Here is a 17697-nt window from a genome sequence, read left to right on the forward strand (position 1 = left end):
TTAACAAATTATTAAGATTGAATTATTTTACATAAACTTGATAAAAAAGCAGACAGAATAGAATATCATAATTGAAGATAAGAAAAGGTATTTCGTCCTAAGAATTATCACACTGCTTTGAGAAAGCTGATTTTCCTGGGAACTAACTACCTAAACTGCCAAAAATTTGCCGAACGCTGTGAGCATTATGGTAGTCTACTAGTATCTACTTAGCCTGAATCTTTGTTCAAGTTCAGTAGGTGATTGACTCTGAGATAACTCCTAAAAAACAGGAAATCGACGGGTAAACAAAATTCTCTACAAAACCCCTAAGAAATTTAATCTTCTTAGGAAAGGTGCTTACCATCAAGTCCATCAGCTAGTTACTGCTATTTCAGCAATAAGGTGTGCAACCACAATAAGGAAGTAGTTTTCCTGTTGTTACTAGTAAAGGATTAACAAAATCTGGATACCGCAGACAATCTTTATAGATTAAACCGGGAAGATAGATCGTTTTGTAATTGGTAGTACAAGTAGAAGAATAAAACAGTGATTTCGTTTCTGTCAGGAAAAGATAACAATAGCAAAATTAACTGCTTTTTAGTCAGAATTTGCTATATAATTCGGAGCCATTGGCAGTCTCGACTACTAGTAAACTGAGAGTCACAGCATTCTAGAAAGTCTAAAAGTAAAGACAACGCCTAATTTGGGTGTAAACTACTTGCTTTCCATTGACTATAAAATCTGTAAACGTGCTATTCAACTGTCTGTAATATGAGTAACGACATAGATCTGATCAAACAACTTGGCCCTAGTGCAATGGATCAGATCATGCTTTATCTGGCTTTTAGTGCCATGCGGACGAGTGGGCACAGGCATGGGGCATTCTTAGATGCAGCAGCAACGGCAGCTAAGTGTGCAATTTATATGACCTATCTCGAACAGGGACAAAACCTGAGGATGACAGGGCATTTGCACCACCTGGAGCCAAAAAGAGTCAAGATTATTGTCGAAGAAGTCAGACAAGCTCTGACGGAAGGCAAGCTGCTAAAAATGCTTGGTTCTCAAGAACCACGCTATTTGATTCAATTGCCTTACGTCTGGATGGAGAAATATCCTTGGCAACCAGGGCGATCCCGGGTTCCAGGTACTAGTTTGACGAGTGAAGAAAAACGCCAAATTGAGCAGAAATTACCGAGTAACTTACCAGACGCGCAATTAGTTAGCTCCTTTGAGTTTCTAGAGCTAATTGAATTTCTGCACAAGCGCTCGCAAGAAGTTCTGCCACCGGAACATCAAATGCCCTTGAGTGAAGCCTTAGCAGAACACATCAAGCGTCGTCTGCTTTATTCGGGTACGGTAACAAGAATAGACTCGCCTTGGGGAATGCCTTTTTATGCCTTGACTCGTCCTTTCTATGCACCAGCCGATGACCAAGAGCGTACCTACATTATGTTAGAAGATACGGCTCGGTATTTTCGGATGATGAGAAATTGGGCAGAAAAACAGCCAAACTCAATGCGTGCTTTAGAGGAACTTGATATCCCGCCAGAAAAGTGGGATCAAGCAATGGAGGAGCTTGATGAAGTGATCCGCGCTTGGGCAGATAAATATCATCAAAGTGGTGGCATACCCATGATTTTACAAATGGTTTTTGGTAGAAAAGAAGACTGATAAATTTTCTCGAGAAACCCAGCACCCAGTCACAAATTCACCGTAAAAATTAGCGGTTGGTAAATAAAATGTCGAGTGGTAACGACGGTAAGGCTCCTGCTGCAAGCATCAGATACTCCGCTGATTACTTGCTTAAAATAGCAGGATGCTTCCGTTGATAGCCGCGATCGCTAGTACAATACTCAGTATCTTTTCCAGATATATAAAACTTTCAACTAAACTTTTGAGACAAAGGAAACTAAGAACAGAAAACAGGCAACACATTAATTACTGTTTTTACCCATTTCCTGCTCCTAACTTGTAACTCAAAAGAGTCTTTTTACAATTAATTATTTAATTGGCAGTTGCAATACAGGCGAAGTAGCGATTCCATTAGCTCGCTCGCTCGCATCAATACAAGTATCCAATGCCTGAATAGGTGTCAAAGTAATCTCCCTACGTAAGCCAACCACACACTGTGCAAAAGTCACGGGTAATAAACTGCGTCCACAGTAGGTTAAAACTGCTGCATTAACTTCTTCTTTGGTATTTTGGCTAACACCCACAACACAGCTAGCTAATTCCTTAGGACGACGCGCCCTGCTACAAGAAGCAAGTGCATCTATTGGCTCAATTTTTGTTCCTTGTCTAATTGATGCTACACAAGCTGATAAATCTCTTGGGCGTAGTGCAGTGGCACAGTCTTGAGCAGCTGCTTGTGGCGTTACACCGACTCTTAAAAGTTGACCAGCACAAGCACGATAATCATTGTTGTAATAAGCATCTGTAACTGCGGTACTGGGTAGGATAGATGCCCAAAGTCCAGCTATAGCTATAAATGGCGTTGTTAGACGAATTGTTTTAGCGTTAAATATTTGAGATATGTACCAGCCTTGCGGTTTTGTGTTGCCCATTGCCATTATCCAAAGACCCTAGGTTATGCTAGCTCAATTGTGTGTCAACTCCGATCGCCAATAGAAAATTCGTAGGAGTTGTGCTGAAAACTTTAGACTTGGCTATAAAATTTTAATGATTAAATTTAGGATTTTTGCCATTTTTGATTTACAGATATTTATAATAGTATGTCTGGGTAAATTTTAAATAGGATTAGATTAAGGAAACTCATGTCCCGATACAGAGGGCCACGCCTTAGAATTGTACGTCGTTTAAGCGACTTACCAGGATTAACTCGTAAAAGCGCAAGACGCGCCTATCCACCGGGTCAGCATGGTCAGAACCGCAAAAAGCGTTCTGAATACGCTATCCGTCTAGAAGAAAAACAAAAGCTCCGTTTTAACTACGGTCTCACAGAAAAGCAACTGCTCCGCTATGTCCGTAAAGCTAGACGCGTAACTGGTTCTACCGGACAAGTGTTGCTGCAATTGCTAGAAATGCGCTTGGATAATACCGTTTTCCGCTTAGGGATGGCTCCCACAATTCCAGCAGCGCGTCAGCTGGTAAATCACGGCCATGTCACAGTTAACGGTCGTGTAGTCAATATTGCTAGCTACCAGTGCCGTCCTGGTGAAGTAATTGCTGTTAGGGATAAAGCACAATCACGCAAGTTAGTTGAAACTAACTTACAATATCCCGGTTTAGCTAACCTACCCAGCCATCTAGAATTTGACAAAAATAAGTTGGTTGGTAAAGTTAACGGTGTCATTGAGCGCGAATGGGTGGCTCTACAAGTTAACGAACTACTGGTTGTGGAATACTATTCACGACAAGCGTAGAGAAAAGATGAAGGATGAAGTCTGAAGGATGAATTGGTATTTCATACTTCATACTTCACACTTCAGACTTTTTTTAACCGCCAATTTGCGACATAGTACGGCTGTATGTACCTGTAGTACCAGAGTCGCGGCCCTTAAAGTTAATTTCTGGCTTGATTGCTAATAAATCTCTGACTTGTTCTCGTAATTGATGGATGCCCTCACCAGAACGCAGAGCAGTTTTTAAGTCTAATTGACCAGTTTCGTTTAATAAACAAGGACGTAACCAGCCATCTGCACTCAACCGCATCCGGTTACATCGATCGCAAAAACATTCTGACATCTGACTAATAAATCCCAGTGTGCCTTTTGCTCCCGGAATTTGAAAAACATCAGCAGGCCCACTACCACTAACTTGCGATTCTGTCAAGCCCCATTGGTGGCGGATGCGTTGACGTAAATCAGCAGAAGATACCCAACCGCGATCGCCAAATAGTTGCCAATTGCCGATAGGCATAAACTCAATAAATCGGACGTGCCACTGTTTGTCAATGGTGAGGGCAGCTAAATCAAGAACTTCGTGGTCGTTAACGCCAGGGATCACTACTACATTTAGCTTTAGCGGGTCAAAACCCACCTTGTAGGCAGCTTGAATCCCGTCCCAAACTTGTTGCCAGCGAGAACGTCCGTGATTGCCAATAATTTGATCAAAGATATCGGGATCAAGGGAATCTAAACTGATATTAATGCGGCGTAAACCTGCATCGTAAAGACTTTGGGCAATAGGCGCGAGTAAAAACCCATTAGTTGTCATCGACAAGTCTTTAGTCTCGCTGAATGATGCCATCGCTCTGACTAAATTGACAACACCAGGACGCAGTAAAGGCTCTCCCCCCGTTAACCGAAACCTTGTAAATCCAACAGGAATAAATACCTCTTGAATCAGGGTGAGTAATTCATGATCAGTCAGTAATTGCTGCTTTAAAGCGTATTCTAACTCTGCACCTTCCGGCATACAGTACTGACACCGGAAATTGCAGCGGTCAATTAAGCTAATACGGAGGTAATCTACCTGGTTCATTTTAAAACTTTTATTTCTATTCTAAGTAGCCCAGAACAGGGACACAAAGCCTTTTCCCCATCCCCTCTCGTCTTGAAAAAATTACTTCTGCCCAAATAAACTATCTAAAAAAGATATTTTTACGGCTAAGTTAATCAAGCCTTGCCCACTTCTACGGTCTAAAATTTCTGCATTATTCAAAGCCACAATGTAAGGTTCACCAGCAATTGAGGCAATAATTGGGCCACCAGATGAGCCACCCGCAGTGTCGCAATCATGCAATAAAATATTTGACTGTTCATCAACAATACTACAACCAGCTTGAAAACTTGCCGTCCATCCCTGACCTGCTGTTAAACCCCAAAACTTTTCTGTATCTGCTTGCGGATAATCGCCAGAATAACCGACGAAAAACAATTTCTTCTGATTACGAATTAAAGTTGACGCAGGCAAAGATTTCCAGCCCAAATAACCATATTTTCGACCCAGCGGTTGATTAATTTTAATAACTGCCCAATCATTAGCCTCAGCATTCTCATCTTGAAAATCAGTGCCAGCGAAATATTGCACAGCAACGGCACTATCTCTATATTTACCATCAACCACATTTGCTAAAAAGACAACTCGCTTGGCAACTTGACCAGTTTTCGGGTCAACTACACAGTGAGCATTTGTTACCACAATATCCTCGTCAATTAAAGTACCCGTACAGCTATAAGTTTGAGAGTTTGATTCGCCAACAATACGACCAATAGTTGACCAAGGATAATTATTACTTAACATTGGCAGGCGATCGTCTGAACCTATTGTCCCGCGTGTTCCAGCTTTAATAGGTTTATTTGATTGCTCTAGTTCTGATGGTTTAAATGGTTTGCCGTTATTTTGTAATTGTAGTTGACCCACCTTTTTTAGTGTAGGAGACACAGTTGACTCAGGTTGTGTTTGCGCCTGTGCCTGTAAAGAAGCCCAAACCCCCAACGTTGTCAAAACAAGAAAACCTGATACTAATTTTGCAAAAAGTTTTTGAGAAATAAATGTGTAATTCATTGATGAGCCTCTTTGATTTATGAACACTAATACCATCCCTGAATGAGAATCAGCTTAATTGTCAGCAGCAAAACTCCGCGTGACTTTGCGTTTAAAAACACTCCACACTACTCAAATTCCGAACTAGCAAAAACCCCGACTTTGTAAAAAGCGGGGTTCTAATTATTCACAAAATATTTGATTGTGATGGTGAAAACTAACCTGGTTGCGCTCTTGGTACAGAAACTGGCAAAAACTCTTGTACACGTTGCAAGTAAGCCTGGGGATCTTCCAGCATGGGGAAATGGGCTGTATTAGGCATCAGGGCATACTCAATTCTGTCATTCAAAGCTGCCGCTTGTCGTCCCATTGCTGCTGGAATAATTTGGTCGTATTCTCCAGCCACCAGCAAAGTCGGGACAGTGAGTTTGGCAAATTCTTGTGGCATTAATTCAGATTGTGCCTTGCTCACAGAAGTAAAAATTGTGCCTAAAGCAGCATCATAATCTGCTTCTAAAAAATCTTGTAAAAATGCTTGGCGTTCAGATTTAGGAATGGAGCGATGCAAAAATCTCGCCATAAACATTCGGTCAACAAATGGAATTTTACCCAACCATTTGGGACGGAATTTCACGACATAGCCACCAAATTTATGAAAAGCAGCAAAAGCTTTTTCGTCATATTCAAAAATGCCGCTACAAGTCAAAATCCCACGTTCTACACGTTGAGGATAGCGGTTAAAAAATAAAGTCGCAACCGAAGCACCCATTGAATGGGCTTGAATATAAACACGCCCAAGATGCAATTCATCTAATAAAATTGCTAAATCATCAGCATATTCTTCTAACTCATAAGTTAACTCTTGTATGGCTGCTGATGTTTCTTGAGGTGTTTGAGACTCAGCCACAGACTCACTAGCTTGAATGATAGTTGGTTTTCCCCGCGATCGCCCAAATCCCCGCATATCATAAAGTAGGCAATCAAACTTATCTGACAAAGCATCAGCAGTGCTTTTCCAGTATCTACCTGAACCAGCCCAACCATGAACAAACACCATCACGGGTTTAGATAACGCAGTAGATGATTGTTTCACCCACTCGTAGTAATGTTCAACACCACGAACATCAATATAAGGCATTTTTGAGAGTTAGCATTGAGGAAATAAAAATTAGGAGTTTCGAGTTTGTCATTAGTCCTCACTCAAAACTCCTCTTTCCTAACTTTAATCAATACTCAGCACTCAGAACTCAGCACTTAGCACTAATTTAAGCTGATTCTGGTTTTGGTAATGAGGATGGATGTACTATCAGTTCGGCTGTAGAGCGTTTTTCGACCATTTCCCGGGTTACGGTGCAGCGAGTCACATCTTTACGGGATGGTAACTCATACATTACATCTAACATCAATTCTTCGACGATGCCGCGTAAGGCTCTTGCGCCAGTTTTCCGACGGTAAGCTTCTTGGGCGATCGCTCGTAAAGCGTCTGGTTTAAAATCTAACTGCACGTTGTCCATCTTCAGCAGTTTTTGGTACTGTTTCACCAAGGCACTGCGTGGTTGGGTCAAAATCGCCATCAATGCTTCTTCATCTAGCGGATCGACTACCGCCACCATTGGCATCCGGCCAATAAATTCGGGAATCATCCCAAACTTCACCAAATCATCTGGTTCCAAATGACGTAGGGTGTCAGCGGCGCGTTTTTCCTTCGATTGACTTTCACCAGGTTGCACAAAGCCTATTGACTTTTTGCCACCTCTTTGCTCTACTACCTTCTCCAGACCGACGAAGGCTCCGCCACAGATAAATAGAATATTGCTGGTATCAATTTGGATGCAGTCTTGATACGGATGCTTGCGTCCTCCTTGCGGTGGTACGTTAGCGATCGTGCCTTCTAGCATTTTTAAGAGAGCTTGCTGTACCCCTTCACCAGAAACATCGCGGGTAATTGATGGGTTTTCGCTCTTGCGGGCAATTTTATCAATTTCGTCAATGTAGATAATGCCTCGTTGCGCTTCTTCTACGTCTAAATCTGCAACTTGCAATAGCCGCAACAAAATATTTTCTACATCTTCACCGACATACCCTGCTTCTGTTAGTGTCGTAGCGTCAGCAACAGCAAAGGGGACATCCAAAATTTTCGCTAAGGTTTGCGCTAATAGGGTTTTGCCGCAACCAGTTGGCCCAATTAACAAAATGTTGGACTTTTGCAGTTCCACAGAGTCATCTGTGGCATTTTTGCCACTACTTTTAGACTGCAAAATTGCCAGTCGTTTGTAATGATTGTAGACTGCGACTGATAACACCTTTTTGGCTTCGTCTTGGCCAATAACGTGTTCGTCTAGATACTTTTTAATCTCTCTTGGTTTGGGTATCTGATTAAAAGAGATATTAGCAGAACGATTACGACGTTTTTGAGGTGCTTCAGACTTTGGTGCTGGTTGCGACGCTACACCGTTGGTGTCCAGTAACTCCTCATCTAGTATTTCATTACACAAGTCAACGCATTCATCGCAGATGTAAACTCCCGGCCCTGCGATTAACTTACGCACCTGCTCTTGAGACTTGCCACAAAACGAACATTTTAAATGGGAGTCGTACTTAGACATACCAGCCTCTTATTTGACAATGGTGACGTTTTCCCCAGCTGTGGGAAGATTTTGTCGGGAGATGACCTGATCTATCAAACCGTAGTTTTTAGCTTCTTCTGCCGACATGAAAAAGTCGCGGTCTGTATCTGCTTCGATTCTCTCTAGGGGTTGACCAGTATGATGAGCCAATAATTCATTCAACTGACCTTTGATATAGAGAATCTCTCTAGCTTGAATTTCTATATCAATGGCTTGACCTTGTGCGCCACCTAGGGGTTGGTGGATCATAATACGTGAGTCAGGTAGAGACATCCGTTTACCTGCTGTCCCTGCTGCTAACAAAAATGCCCCCATACTGGCAGCTAACCCAAAACAAATAGTAACAACATCGGGACGGATTTGTTGGATTGTATCATAAATTGCCATTCCTGCGTAGACTGAGCCGCCTGGAGAATTAATGTACAGTTGAATGTCTTTTTCTGAGTCTTCCGAATCTAAGAACAACAACTGGGCGACGATAGAATTGGCAACGGTGTCATCTATGGGAGTTCCCAAAAAGATAATCCGCTCTCTGAGCAGGCGGGAGTAGATGTCAAACGCCCTTTCTCCCATACCAGACTGCTCTACCACAGTTGGCACGATGCTGTTGGGGCCATTCAGATGGGAGTTGATAGCTAGATGACTGGAACTGATGATGGGGTAATTTCCCGACTGCGATAAAAGCATAGGAGAAAGTTTGAAAATTATGAGGACTTAGTTTACAGCAGCGATCGCTGCTTTTTTTATGGATGAGATTTTATTTGCGCTATGTGTTAACCATTATGCCTCATCCAGATTCTTCTCGTGTAACACACTATCAAGCTCAGGCAAGTACAGAGATAGAGTTTTACTCCATATTTCAGGAGTATTCAGCCTCTCTCCAACCTGGAAGACCCAGTGCTGAGTAATAATTGTTCATACTCTAACAAGACAGCTATTACTCTACTAGCCTAATCTACGAACAGCCGAATTGCGATCGCCCAAAAGTAGAAATAGCCGAAGAAAAGAGGCAACGGGGTGGGGTGCAGGGGGCGGAGGGGAAATTTCTGATTCCTTCTTTTTTCCTGCACCCTGACAGGCTAAAGCTATGCTTCTGGTTCTGGGGTAGCTTCTGGGCTTGCTTCTGCTTCTGGGCTTGCTGCTTCAGTTTCTTCAGATGTTTCTGATGCAGTGCTTAAAGTGCCTTCTGGAACTAGTTCAACTGATGAATTTTCTAACAGCCAATTGATGATTTTTTCACTCAACAGTTCGTTTTCTACCATTGACTGCAGTCTATCTTCGTCAACTTCTTCCTCAGCATATTGCTGCAAAAGTTCTGTGACTCTGGCTTGAATTTCTTCTGGGGTAACGGTGAGAGATTCGCGTTTGCCGATTTCTCGTAAGGCTAAAGAACGTTTGATGCGTTCAATTGCCTCGCCGCGCGATCGCTCCCGCAATTGGGGAATAATATCTTGAGTAAACAGCTTTCTCACATCCAAACCCTGCTGTGCTAGGCGCATAGCTGTTTGGGTCAGCATTGCATCAACTTCTTGCTCAATTAATGTTCCTGGCAAGTCAATTTCTACATACTTGAGAAGTTCTGCCAGCAATGCTTCTTGTTGATTAGTTTTAGTTTTATCCGCAGCTTCTTTTTGATACCGTTCTTCTAGAGATTTCCGCAATTCCTCTAAGGTTTCAAAGTCGCTGACTTCTTGAGCAAAGTCGTCGTCCAATTCTGGCAATTCTTTTTCTTTGAGTTCTTTGAGGGTAACTGTAAACAGTGCTGGCTTGCCTGCTAACTCTTGGTTAACGTAAGGATCTGGGAATTGGGCGGAAATTTCCTTGGTTTCGCCAGGATTCATGCCGATAATGCCTGTCACAAAACCGGGGATAAATTTATCTTCCTGTAACTCTACTTGAAAATCAGCAGCTTCGCCACCAGGAATTGGTGTGGGTTCTGCCTCAGGATCATCACCTTCAGCTTTGGCTATTACCCCTTTAAAATCTACAACAGCAACGTCTCCAATTTGGGCGGCACGTCCTTCTACGGGAATTAATGTTGCCATTTCTTGACGTTCTTTGTCCAGCACATTCTCTACTTGTGCTGGGTCATACTTAACTTCCTCAGCTTGAGCTTGCAAACCAGTGTACTGTTTGAGAATTACTTCTGGTTCGACATCAACAGCAGCAGAGAAGATGAGGGGTTTGCCTGGTTCATAATTATTGATTAAGTCATCAAAGGAAGAACGCAACTGTGGTTGACCAATTGCTTGGATGTCTTCTTGTTTGACTGCTTTTTCTATCCCATCTTGAATTAGTTCTTCTAGGGCTGCTGCCTTGATGCGAGTTGTACCTAGGCGTTGTAGTAATATCTGCCGAGGTACTTTACCTTTACGAAACCCAGGAATATTTACAGTACTGGATAAGTTTTTAATAACTTGTTCGTAGGTTTGTTTAGTGATTTCTGGTGTAATCTCTATTTCTAGCCCAATTTGGCTGGCGGGAAGTTTCTCCTGGGTAACTTTCATGCTTCGTCTCTATTTGGTATTTGTAACTCCAAGTACACAAGCTGCGATTTAACGCTTCTGTGCGTTGATATTTATTTAGGTTGGGATGGGAGGCGCCCACAAGGCAGGTTCCTACAGTAGATATTTAGTTTACTGCCATTGGCCAAGGACTTGTCGTTTTAGCGCAATAACTTTACTGATGCACCATCTAAATTGACTATGCCCTAATGGGGCAGGGTGTGGGGTATGGGGTAAGAGATAGCCGCAAAAACCCCGACAGTAAAAGCCCTGTATTTTCAGACGATTGAATTGGTGAAGGCTGCCTCACCAATACCGTTTTCCCTGCACCCCACATCCTGTTGTTGACAATAGACTTGCAGTCTAGGTGATAAAAATCCAGCTAATGTTCTGCTGTTGAGAATTTTTTCCTTATCACCTACTGCTGGAGATAGACTTTTATATCAAAAGGCTAACACCGTGATATTCTAGTCAACCAGCAGAGCTTCATTCTCGTTTTGCTTCAGGTCAAGTTTAACTATCTGCTTACCGCATAGCTCGGTGGTTGATTGTACTGCTTGTAATCCATTTCGGATCATAGTACATTGATTGCCTGCATAAGTCCAAATCACAGTCAAGGCAGAATCTTTGTGCATAGAAAATGCCGCGTGCGAGTATAGTTAAAAGTCAATTGCTGCCATTTCTGCCTCTAACAGCAATTTGTTGTACAATAATATATACTTTTTTAAAATTGGCGGTAGATTTGCTGGTTAATTATAAATATTGTAAATTTTTCTAATGCTTATTAATTTATGTAAACGCTAAATCACTCCACTGTGATCAACAAGCTGGAATAAAGTAACAAAAATATATTCAAAATCTGCTATTTAAATAAAATTCTCAACCATTACTCAATCACCTCTTAAAGGAGGAAGTACATTTGTCTAAAACGTATCGTGTAGCTATTTTGGGTGCGACTGGTGCTGTCGGCACAGAGTTGCTGGAATTATTAGAAAATCGAAATTTTCCAATTTCGGAATTAAAATTATTGGCATCGGAGCGGAGTGTAGGACGATCGCTACCTTTTAAAGGCGAAAATATTCCCGTAGAAGCAGTTAGCGATCGCGCCTGGGAAAACATAGATATAGTATTAGCTAGTGCTGGTGGTTCTACATCAAAAAAATGGGCCCCCATTGCTGTAGAAAAAGGTGCAGTAGTTATTGATAACTCCAGTGCCTTTCGCATGAACCCAGAAGTTCCCTTAGTTGTCCCCGAGGTAAATCCCCAAGCCGCAGCTAACCATCAAGGCATTATTGCTAATCCCAACTGCACAACAATTTTGATGGCAGTGGCAATTTGGCCATTACATCAAGTTAAACCCATCCAGCGGATTGTTGCTGCTACCTACCAATCGGCTAGCGGTGCTGGTGCTAAAGCAATGGAAGAGGTAAAAACCCAAGCCAGGGAAATTTTACAAGGGCAAGAACCAGTCGCTGAAGTATTACCTTACCCATTGGCATTTAATTTGTTTCCCCATAACACCCCAATTAACGATTTAGGGTACTGTGAGGAAGAAATGAAAATGGTCAATGAAACCAGAAAAATTTTTGATACACAGCTTCTGAGAATCACGGCTACCTGTGTACGGGTTCCCGTACTACGCGCCCATTCAGAATCAATTAATTTAGAATTTGCAACTCCATTTAATCCAGATACAGCCAGAGAAATTTTAAGTCGCGCTCCTGGGGTAAAATTGGTAGAAGATTGGCGGGCAAATCATTTTCCCATGCCTATAGAAGCCACCGGACGGGATGAAGTTTTAGTGGGTAGAATTCGTCAGGATATCTCTCATCCTTGCGGCTTAGAACTGTGGCTTTGTGGCGACCAAATCCGCAAAGGTGCGGCTTTAAATGCAGTGCAAATTGCTGAATTATTAGTAGAAAAAAATCTACTCAAGTCTGCGGCGGCCTACGTTGCTCAATAATTATGCGTCATTAGTCAGGAATCAATGACACATAAATGAGTACATCACTCTTGAAAGTAATTAGCGAATAAGCTAATACATTATGAAAAACCACCAAAGCAAACACAACCAAGCAGGTAATTAGGAGTAATAAAAGGGTGGGAGATTTTGGCAGAGTTTTAACCGCTATGATCACACCGTTAAAAGCAGACGGTAGTGTCAATTACGCTGTAGCGGCAGAACTAGCAGCGCATCTAGCTAACAACGGAACGGATACATTGGTGGTATGCGGTACAACAGGCGAGTCTCCCACCCTAACTTGGGAGGAGGAATATCAGCTATTTGTGGAAGTATTGCAGGCTGTATCCGGCAAAGCCAAGGTGATAGCAGGATGTGGTTCCAATTCCACCAAAGAGGCGATCGCAGCTACCGAAAAGGCAGCTAAAATAGGAGTACACGGTACATTACAAGTTGTACCTTACTACAATAAACCGCCACAGGCTGGTCTATATCAACATTTTCAGGCAATCGCTCAAGCTTGTCCTGATGTGCCACTGTTGTTATACAACATCCCTGGACGTACAGGTCAAAATCTCAGTGCGGAAACAGTTGCTAAATTAGCAGAAATTGATAACATTGTTGGAATCAAAGAAGCCAGTGGTAACTTAGATCAGGCAAGTGAAATCCGTCGGTTGACATCACAAGAATTTCAGATTTACGCTGGAGATGATTCCCTCACCCTGCCCTTGTTAGCACTGGGGGCAACAGGAGTAGTCAGTGTGGCTTCTCATCTGGTAGGCAACCAACTACAGCAGATGATTCAAGCTTTTATTGCGGGAAAAATTGCCCAAGCAAGAGAAATTCATCTTCAACTATTCCCGTTGTTTAAAGCCTTATTTATAACTACAAATCCCATTCCCATTAAAAAAGCACTTAAACTTCAAGGTTGGGAGGTTGGTTCGACACGTCCGCCTTTATGCGACGCTGACTCAGAAGTTAGCCAACAATTAGAGGCGGTGCTTCAGAAGCTAAATTTAATTTAGACACTAATGGTTGGCAAGTTGCGAATTATATATGAGTAATTGGCAGATTTTAAAGATGCACTTTTTAACGGTGTGTTTCCACTGCTGAAAATATATTTACGATGATTTGTTTTTATTGAATAAACACTTTGAAAATTTAAAGTAAGATTTGGCTGCTTTCTCAGAGAAAGTCAGTGTTGTCTTTAATACAAGCTTGCTAACCTTCAATTTATTAACACTCAACAACAATCTAAACTTAAGGAGAAAATGGCTAAAAACGAAGCTAACTCCGCCCTCAAAATTATTCCATTGGGCGGTTTACATGAAATTGGCAAAAATACCTGCGTTTTTGAATACGAAGATGAAATTGTCTTATTAGATGCGGGTTTAGCTTTTCCCACAGAAGCTATGCATGGGGTAAATATTGTTCTTCCTGATACTACTTATCTCAGGGAAAACCGCGAAAAAATTCAAGGGATGATCGTTACCCACGGTCATGAAGACCATATTGGTGGGATTGCTTTTCACCTCAAACAATTTGAAATTCCGGTGATTTACGGGCCAAGACTAGCTATGGCCATGCTGGAAGGAAAATTAGAAGAAGCCGGAGTCCGCGATCGCACAGAGTTGCGTTCAGTGATGCCGCGTGATGTAGTGAGAATAGGCAAACATTTTTTTGTCGAGTACATCCGTAATACACATTCCATCGCTGATAGCTTTACCGTCGCTATTCATACTCCCCTGGGTGTTGTGATTCACACAGGGGATTTTAAATTCGACCACACCCCAGTTGATGGCGAAAAATTCGACTTGCAACGCTTGGCAGAACATGGTGAAAAAGGCGTGCTTTGTTTGTTGAGTGATTCCACCAACTCAGAAGTACCAGGCTTCACCCCTTCCGAACGTTCCGTTTATCCAAATTTAGATCGGGTATTTAGTCAAGCAACTGGGCGATTGTTTGTTACCACCTTCGCTTCTTCTGTGCATCGCATCAACATGATTTTGCAACTGGCACAGAAACACAACCGCGTGGTGACAGTTGTCGGACGTTCCATGCTGAATTTGATTGCCCATGCCCGTAACTTGGGTTATGTCAAATGTGAAGATAACTTACTGCAACCCCTACACATGGTTCGCAGTCTGCCAGATGAAAACGTTTTGATTCTCACCACAGGTTCTCAAGGTGAGACAATGGCGGCAATGACACGCATTGCTAATAAAGAACACCCCCACATCAAAATTCGGGAAGGCGATACTGTTGTCTTCTCCGCTAACCCCATCCCCGGAAACACAATTGCAGTTGTGAACACCATCGACAAATTAATGCTGCAAGGCGCGAAAGTAGTCTATGGAAGGGATAAGGGAGTTCACGTTTCCGGCCACGGCTGTCAAGAAGACCAAAAGTTAATGATTGCTTTAACTCGTCCTAAATTCTTCTTGCCAGTTCACGGTGAACATCGGATGTTAGTTAAACACGCCGAAACCGCCCAAAGTATGGGTATCCCCGCCGAAAATATGGTAATTATCCAGAATGGGGATGTGATAGAGTTAACCGAAAATTCCATCCGTGCTGCTGGTAAAGTACAGTCTGGTATCGAACTGGTGGATACCTCTAGTTCTGGTATGGTGAGTGCCAAGGTACTGCAAGAACGGCAACGTATGGCAGAAGAAGGAATTGTGACTATTGCTACGGCGATTGATTGGACTGGTAAACTCCTTGCCAAGCCAGAAATTCACCTACGTGGTGTTGTTACTAGTGTAGAGCGATCGCTCATCCAAAAATGGGTACAGCAGCGCATTGAAGAAATTCTCAGCGTGCGTTGGACAGAATTTGCCTCCTTGGAAGGAGAACAACCTGAAGTAGACTGGGGTGGATTGCAAGGGACTTTAGAACGAGAATTAGCACGTTCAATTCGGCGGGAATTGCAATGTCAACCCACTGTGACACTATTAATGCAAATTCCTGATGAACCTGAAGCACCTACTACTGTAAAAGTTGCTGATGGTAGAAGGCGGCGCACTCGTACTGCGGCTCAAGTCGCCTCTTAGGAATTGTCTAAGTTTAGATGCAAAGGCGCGAAGAAATACTTTGCGCCTTTGCGCCTTTGCGCGAGAAAAAAAATTCTAGTGAACAAACAAATAAACTAATACTAAAGTAGCCAAAGTTAACGGCAACCCAAAGCGGAGATGTTCTAAAAACGTGAGCTTGTAACCTAGGCCGCTAGCTGCTTCAGCAACTATGAGATTAGCAACAGAACCAAATAAAGTTAAGTTACCTGCTAAAGTTGAACCTGCTGCTAATAATAACCATGATTGAGTATCATCCTTGGGAATCAAAGGATGCAATAGTAGAACAGCAGGAACATTAGAAATTAAGTTAGACAAAATAACCGTCACACCCAAAAGACTTGCAGCCGAGTTAATTGTCTGGGTAAAAGACTGGAGTAAATTTAATTTTTGCGTGGCTTTTGTCAGGATGAATAATCCGGAAAACATCACGAGCAAATTCCAATCGACGTGTTTAAGAATGCGTTGGGGTTTGATGCGGCGCGTGATTAATAACAAACTTGCTGCAACTAAAGCAGATTCTCCTAAAGGTAAACCTAAAGCAAAGGCTATCAGTAACCCAGCTGTGATGACTAAGGTCTTATTAAATAAAGGCTTAAATATACGTTGATTGCTGTTAGGTAAGTTTTGACAAGGCTGGAGGGAACGCACATCAGGGTAGAGAAACCACAGCCAGATTATCTGAATTACTAAGCCTATCAAAGCAACAGGTGTTAATGCACGCAAAAAATCTAGGTAGGGAATACCAGAAAACGAACCAATGAGAATATTTTGCGGATTACCGCTTAAGGTAGCAACAGAACCAATATTAGTTGCACCTGCGATCGCTAGTAAATAAGGTAAAGGATTTAAACCCAAACTGGTAGTCAGGCTTAAAGTTAGCGGTGTGAAAACTAACGCTAGAGTGTCATTGAGAAAAAATGCTGAAAGAATCCCGCTACCAAAGGTGAGAGCAATCAATAAGCCCAAGGGACTGCGCGTAATACTTAATAGTAACGATAGCGATCGCCCAAAAAATCCTGCGTAAGATAAATTCGCATTCACTACCATCATACTCAACAAAAACACGATGGTATTGGCATCAATCGCTTGCCATGCTTCTTGTAAGTTTAATACGCCCAAAGCAATTAAAAAGCTTGAGCCAACTAAAGCAATGGTGGCGCGGTTCATCCGCAAGCCCGGAATGTAGCCCAAGGCTAAACCTAAATAAGTCAGCCCTAACAAGATATAAATTGCAACTTGCTTGACAATCACTTTACTGATTCAGCCATTTATCGCCGGAATATCTGATTATCAGATGTTCTTTAATCACAAAAGGCATTTATCTGCACATTTCTCTCTCTAGCTGAGGCTTAAACTTGCGGAAAATACCAAGTATCATGGTCATATTAAGTTTTATAAAGATTATTGCAAAATCCGCCCATTGATAGATGTCTTTATTAAAATTTAAACTGTGTCAATTTATAAACAAGATCGGATTTTTACACTACCGTTTCCGAAAAAATTGCGATTTACTTAACGTAGTAACAAAGGTGTTCCGACATCAGTAGTTACTATATTTTCCGATTGTATGGCAGTCAGAACAAGATTTTTCCGGTAAGTCTAGTTGTCACGCTGTATATATTCATCAGAACGGTGAATACCCTCAAGAAAATAGAGGCTTAACCATGAAGGTATTCGATAATACCACAAAAAAGATTTTTTTGGCAAGTTGGGTTGCGTTAAATTCGGCAGAGATTAGCAACACTCATGTAACCCAGTTGCATCATCCAAAATCAAAATCTGAGTTTGATATTTTTCAACCCCTACGACAGTGGTTAGATAACATTCAAGTCAGCGATCGCGCATTAGCTCATCGTTTGTGCAGAATGATTCCGGCTCAATGTCCGTTTGAGCGCGACATCACATTATTCGGCAAAACCATATTACACATTCCACCTATGTGCAAACTTAACCCTTTATACGAGGAAGTTGTGAGTTTGCGTTTCCGCGCCCTGTGCTATCTAGCTGACGAATGCGGCGAGGATGTTTCACAGTACTGTTAGGTAAGGGTAGGAAATAAAAGATTTTTTCCTGCCTTTCTCGCTCTATATGCCCTGGCTCAT

At 42.1% G+C, this 17697-nt stretch carries 15 protein-coding genes; 6 read left to right on the forward strand and 9 right to left on the reverse strand.

Going from position 1 to position 17697, the window contains the following annotated elements; genetic code table 11:
- Window positions 1-753: 753 nt before the first annotated feature.
- Window positions 754-1653, forward strand: a complete 900-nt coding sequence (hetR, locus tag H6G69_RS21900) for a heterocyst differentiation master regulator HetR (RefSeq protein WP_190691230.1) — start codon at window positions 754-756, stop codon at window positions 1651-1653.
- 329 nt (window positions 1654-1982) lie between these two features.
- On the opposite strand, the gene H6G69_RS21905 is transcribed toward hetR, so the two are convergent.
- On the reverse strand, window positions 1983-2546 hold the full coding sequence (locus H6G69_RS21905; RefSeq protein ID WP_190691231.1) for a hypothetical protein: 564 nt from the start codon (window positions 2544-2546) through the stop codon (window positions 1983-1985).
- Window positions 2547-2756: 210 nt separating this feature from the next.
- Between H6G69_RS21905 and rpsD the strand changes: the two genes are divergently transcribed.
- On the forward strand, window positions 2757-3365 hold the full coding sequence (gene rpsD / locus H6G69_RS21910) for a 30S ribosomal protein S4 (RefSeq protein WP_190691232.1): 609 nt from the start codon (window positions 2757-2759) through the stop codon (window positions 3363-3365).
- A 73-nt stretch (window positions 3366-3438) separates the two neighbouring features.
- On the opposite strand, the gene moaA is transcribed toward rpsD, so the two are convergent.
- The 7 genes from moaA to H6G69_RS21945 all read right to left on the reverse strand — a co-directional run bounded on the left by moaA (window position 3439) and on the right by H6G69_RS21945 (window position 11196).
- On the reverse strand, window positions 3439-4425 hold the full coding sequence (gene moaA / locus H6G69_RS21915; RefSeq protein WP_190691233.1) for a GTP 3',8-cyclase MoaA: 987 nt from the start codon (window positions 4423-4425) through the stop codon (window positions 3439-3441).
- Window positions 4426-4506: 81 nt separating this feature from the next.
- A complete protein-coding gene (locus tag H6G69_RS21920; protein WP_190691234.1) occupies window positions 4507-5451 on the reverse strand; it encodes a serine protease in 945 nt (314 codons plus the stop codon).
- 196 nt (window positions 5452-5647) lie between these two features.
- Window positions 5648-6568 carry an alpha/beta fold hydrolase gene (locus H6G69_RS21925; protein ID WP_190691235.1) on the reverse strand — a complete coding sequence of 307 codons (921 nt, stop codon included), beginning with the start codon at window positions 6566-6568 and terminating at the stop codon, window positions 5648-5650.
- Window positions 6569-6695: 127 nt separating this feature from the next.
- A complete protein-coding gene (gene clpX, locus H6G69_RS21930) occupies window positions 6696-8036 on the reverse strand; it encodes an ATP-dependent protease ATP-binding subunit ClpX (protein WP_190691236.1) in 1341 nt (446 codons plus the stop codon).
- A 9-nt stretch (window positions 8037-8045) separates the two neighbouring features.
- Window positions 8046-8744 (reverse strand): ATP-dependent Clp endopeptidase proteolytic subunit ClpP, encoded by a 699-nt coding sequence (clpP, locus tag H6G69_RS21935; RefSeq protein WP_190691237.1) that lies wholly within the window; start codon window positions 8742-8744, stop codon window positions 8046-8048.
- 398 nt (window positions 8745-9142) lie between these two features.
- The gene (tig, locus tag H6G69_RS21940; protein WP_190691238.1) at window positions 9143-10564 is read right to left on the reverse strand and encodes a trigger factor; all 1422 of its coding nucleotides are present in this window, start codon (window positions 10562-10564) and stop codon (window positions 9143-9145) included.
- 464 nt (window positions 10565-11028) lie between these two features.
- Entirely contained in the window at window positions 11029-11196 is a 168-nt protein-coding gene (locus H6G69_RS21945; RefSeq protein ID WP_190691239.1) for a hypothetical protein, read from the reverse strand.
- 284 nt (window positions 11197-11480) lie between these two features.
- Between H6G69_RS21945 and H6G69_RS21950 the strand changes: the two genes are divergently transcribed.
- The 3 genes from H6G69_RS21950 (at window position 11481) to H6G69_RS21960 (ending at window position 15574) form a co-directional block, all read left to right on the forward strand.
- Window positions 11481-12524, forward strand: a complete 1044-nt coding sequence (locus H6G69_RS21950; protein WP_190691240.1) for an aspartate-semialdehyde dehydrogenase — start codon at window positions 11481-11483, stop codon at window positions 12522-12524.
- A gap of 137 nt (window positions 12525-12661) precedes the next feature.
- On the forward strand, window positions 12662-13546 hold the full coding sequence (gene dapA / locus H6G69_RS21955) for a 4-hydroxy-tetrahydrodipicolinate synthase (RefSeq protein ID WP_190691241.1): 885 nt from the start codon (window positions 12662-12664) through the stop codon (window positions 13544-13546).
- Between the two features lie 246 nt (window positions 13547-13792).
- Window positions 13793-15574 (forward strand): ribonuclease J, encoded by a 1782-nt coding sequence (locus tag H6G69_RS21960; protein ID WP_190691242.1) that lies wholly within the window; start codon window positions 13793-13795, stop codon window positions 15572-15574.
- A 75-nt stretch (window positions 15575-15649) separates the two neighbouring features.
- Here H6G69_RS21960 and H6G69_RS21965 read toward each other — a convergent pair whose 3' ends face one another.
- A complete protein-coding gene (locus H6G69_RS21965; RefSeq protein ID WP_190691243.1) occupies window positions 15650-16846 on the reverse strand; it encodes an anion transporter in 1197 nt (398 codons plus the stop codon).
- A gap of 413 nt (window positions 16847-17259) precedes the next feature.
- Here H6G69_RS21965 and H6G69_RS21970 point away from each other — a divergent pair, with 413 nt between their 5' ends.
- On the forward strand, window positions 17260-17637 hold the full coding sequence (locus H6G69_RS21970) for a Mo-dependent nitrogenase C-terminal domain-containing protein (RefSeq protein ID WP_190691244.1): 378 nt from the start codon (window positions 17260-17262) through the stop codon (window positions 17635-17637).
- Window positions 17638-17697 lie beyond the last annotated feature (60 nt).

The organism is Nostoc sp. FACHB-110 (assembly GCF_014697425.1).
In the GTDB taxonomy this organism is placed as follows: Bacteria; Cyanobacteriota; Cyanobacteriia; order Cyanobacteriales; family Nostocaceae; genus Nostoc_B.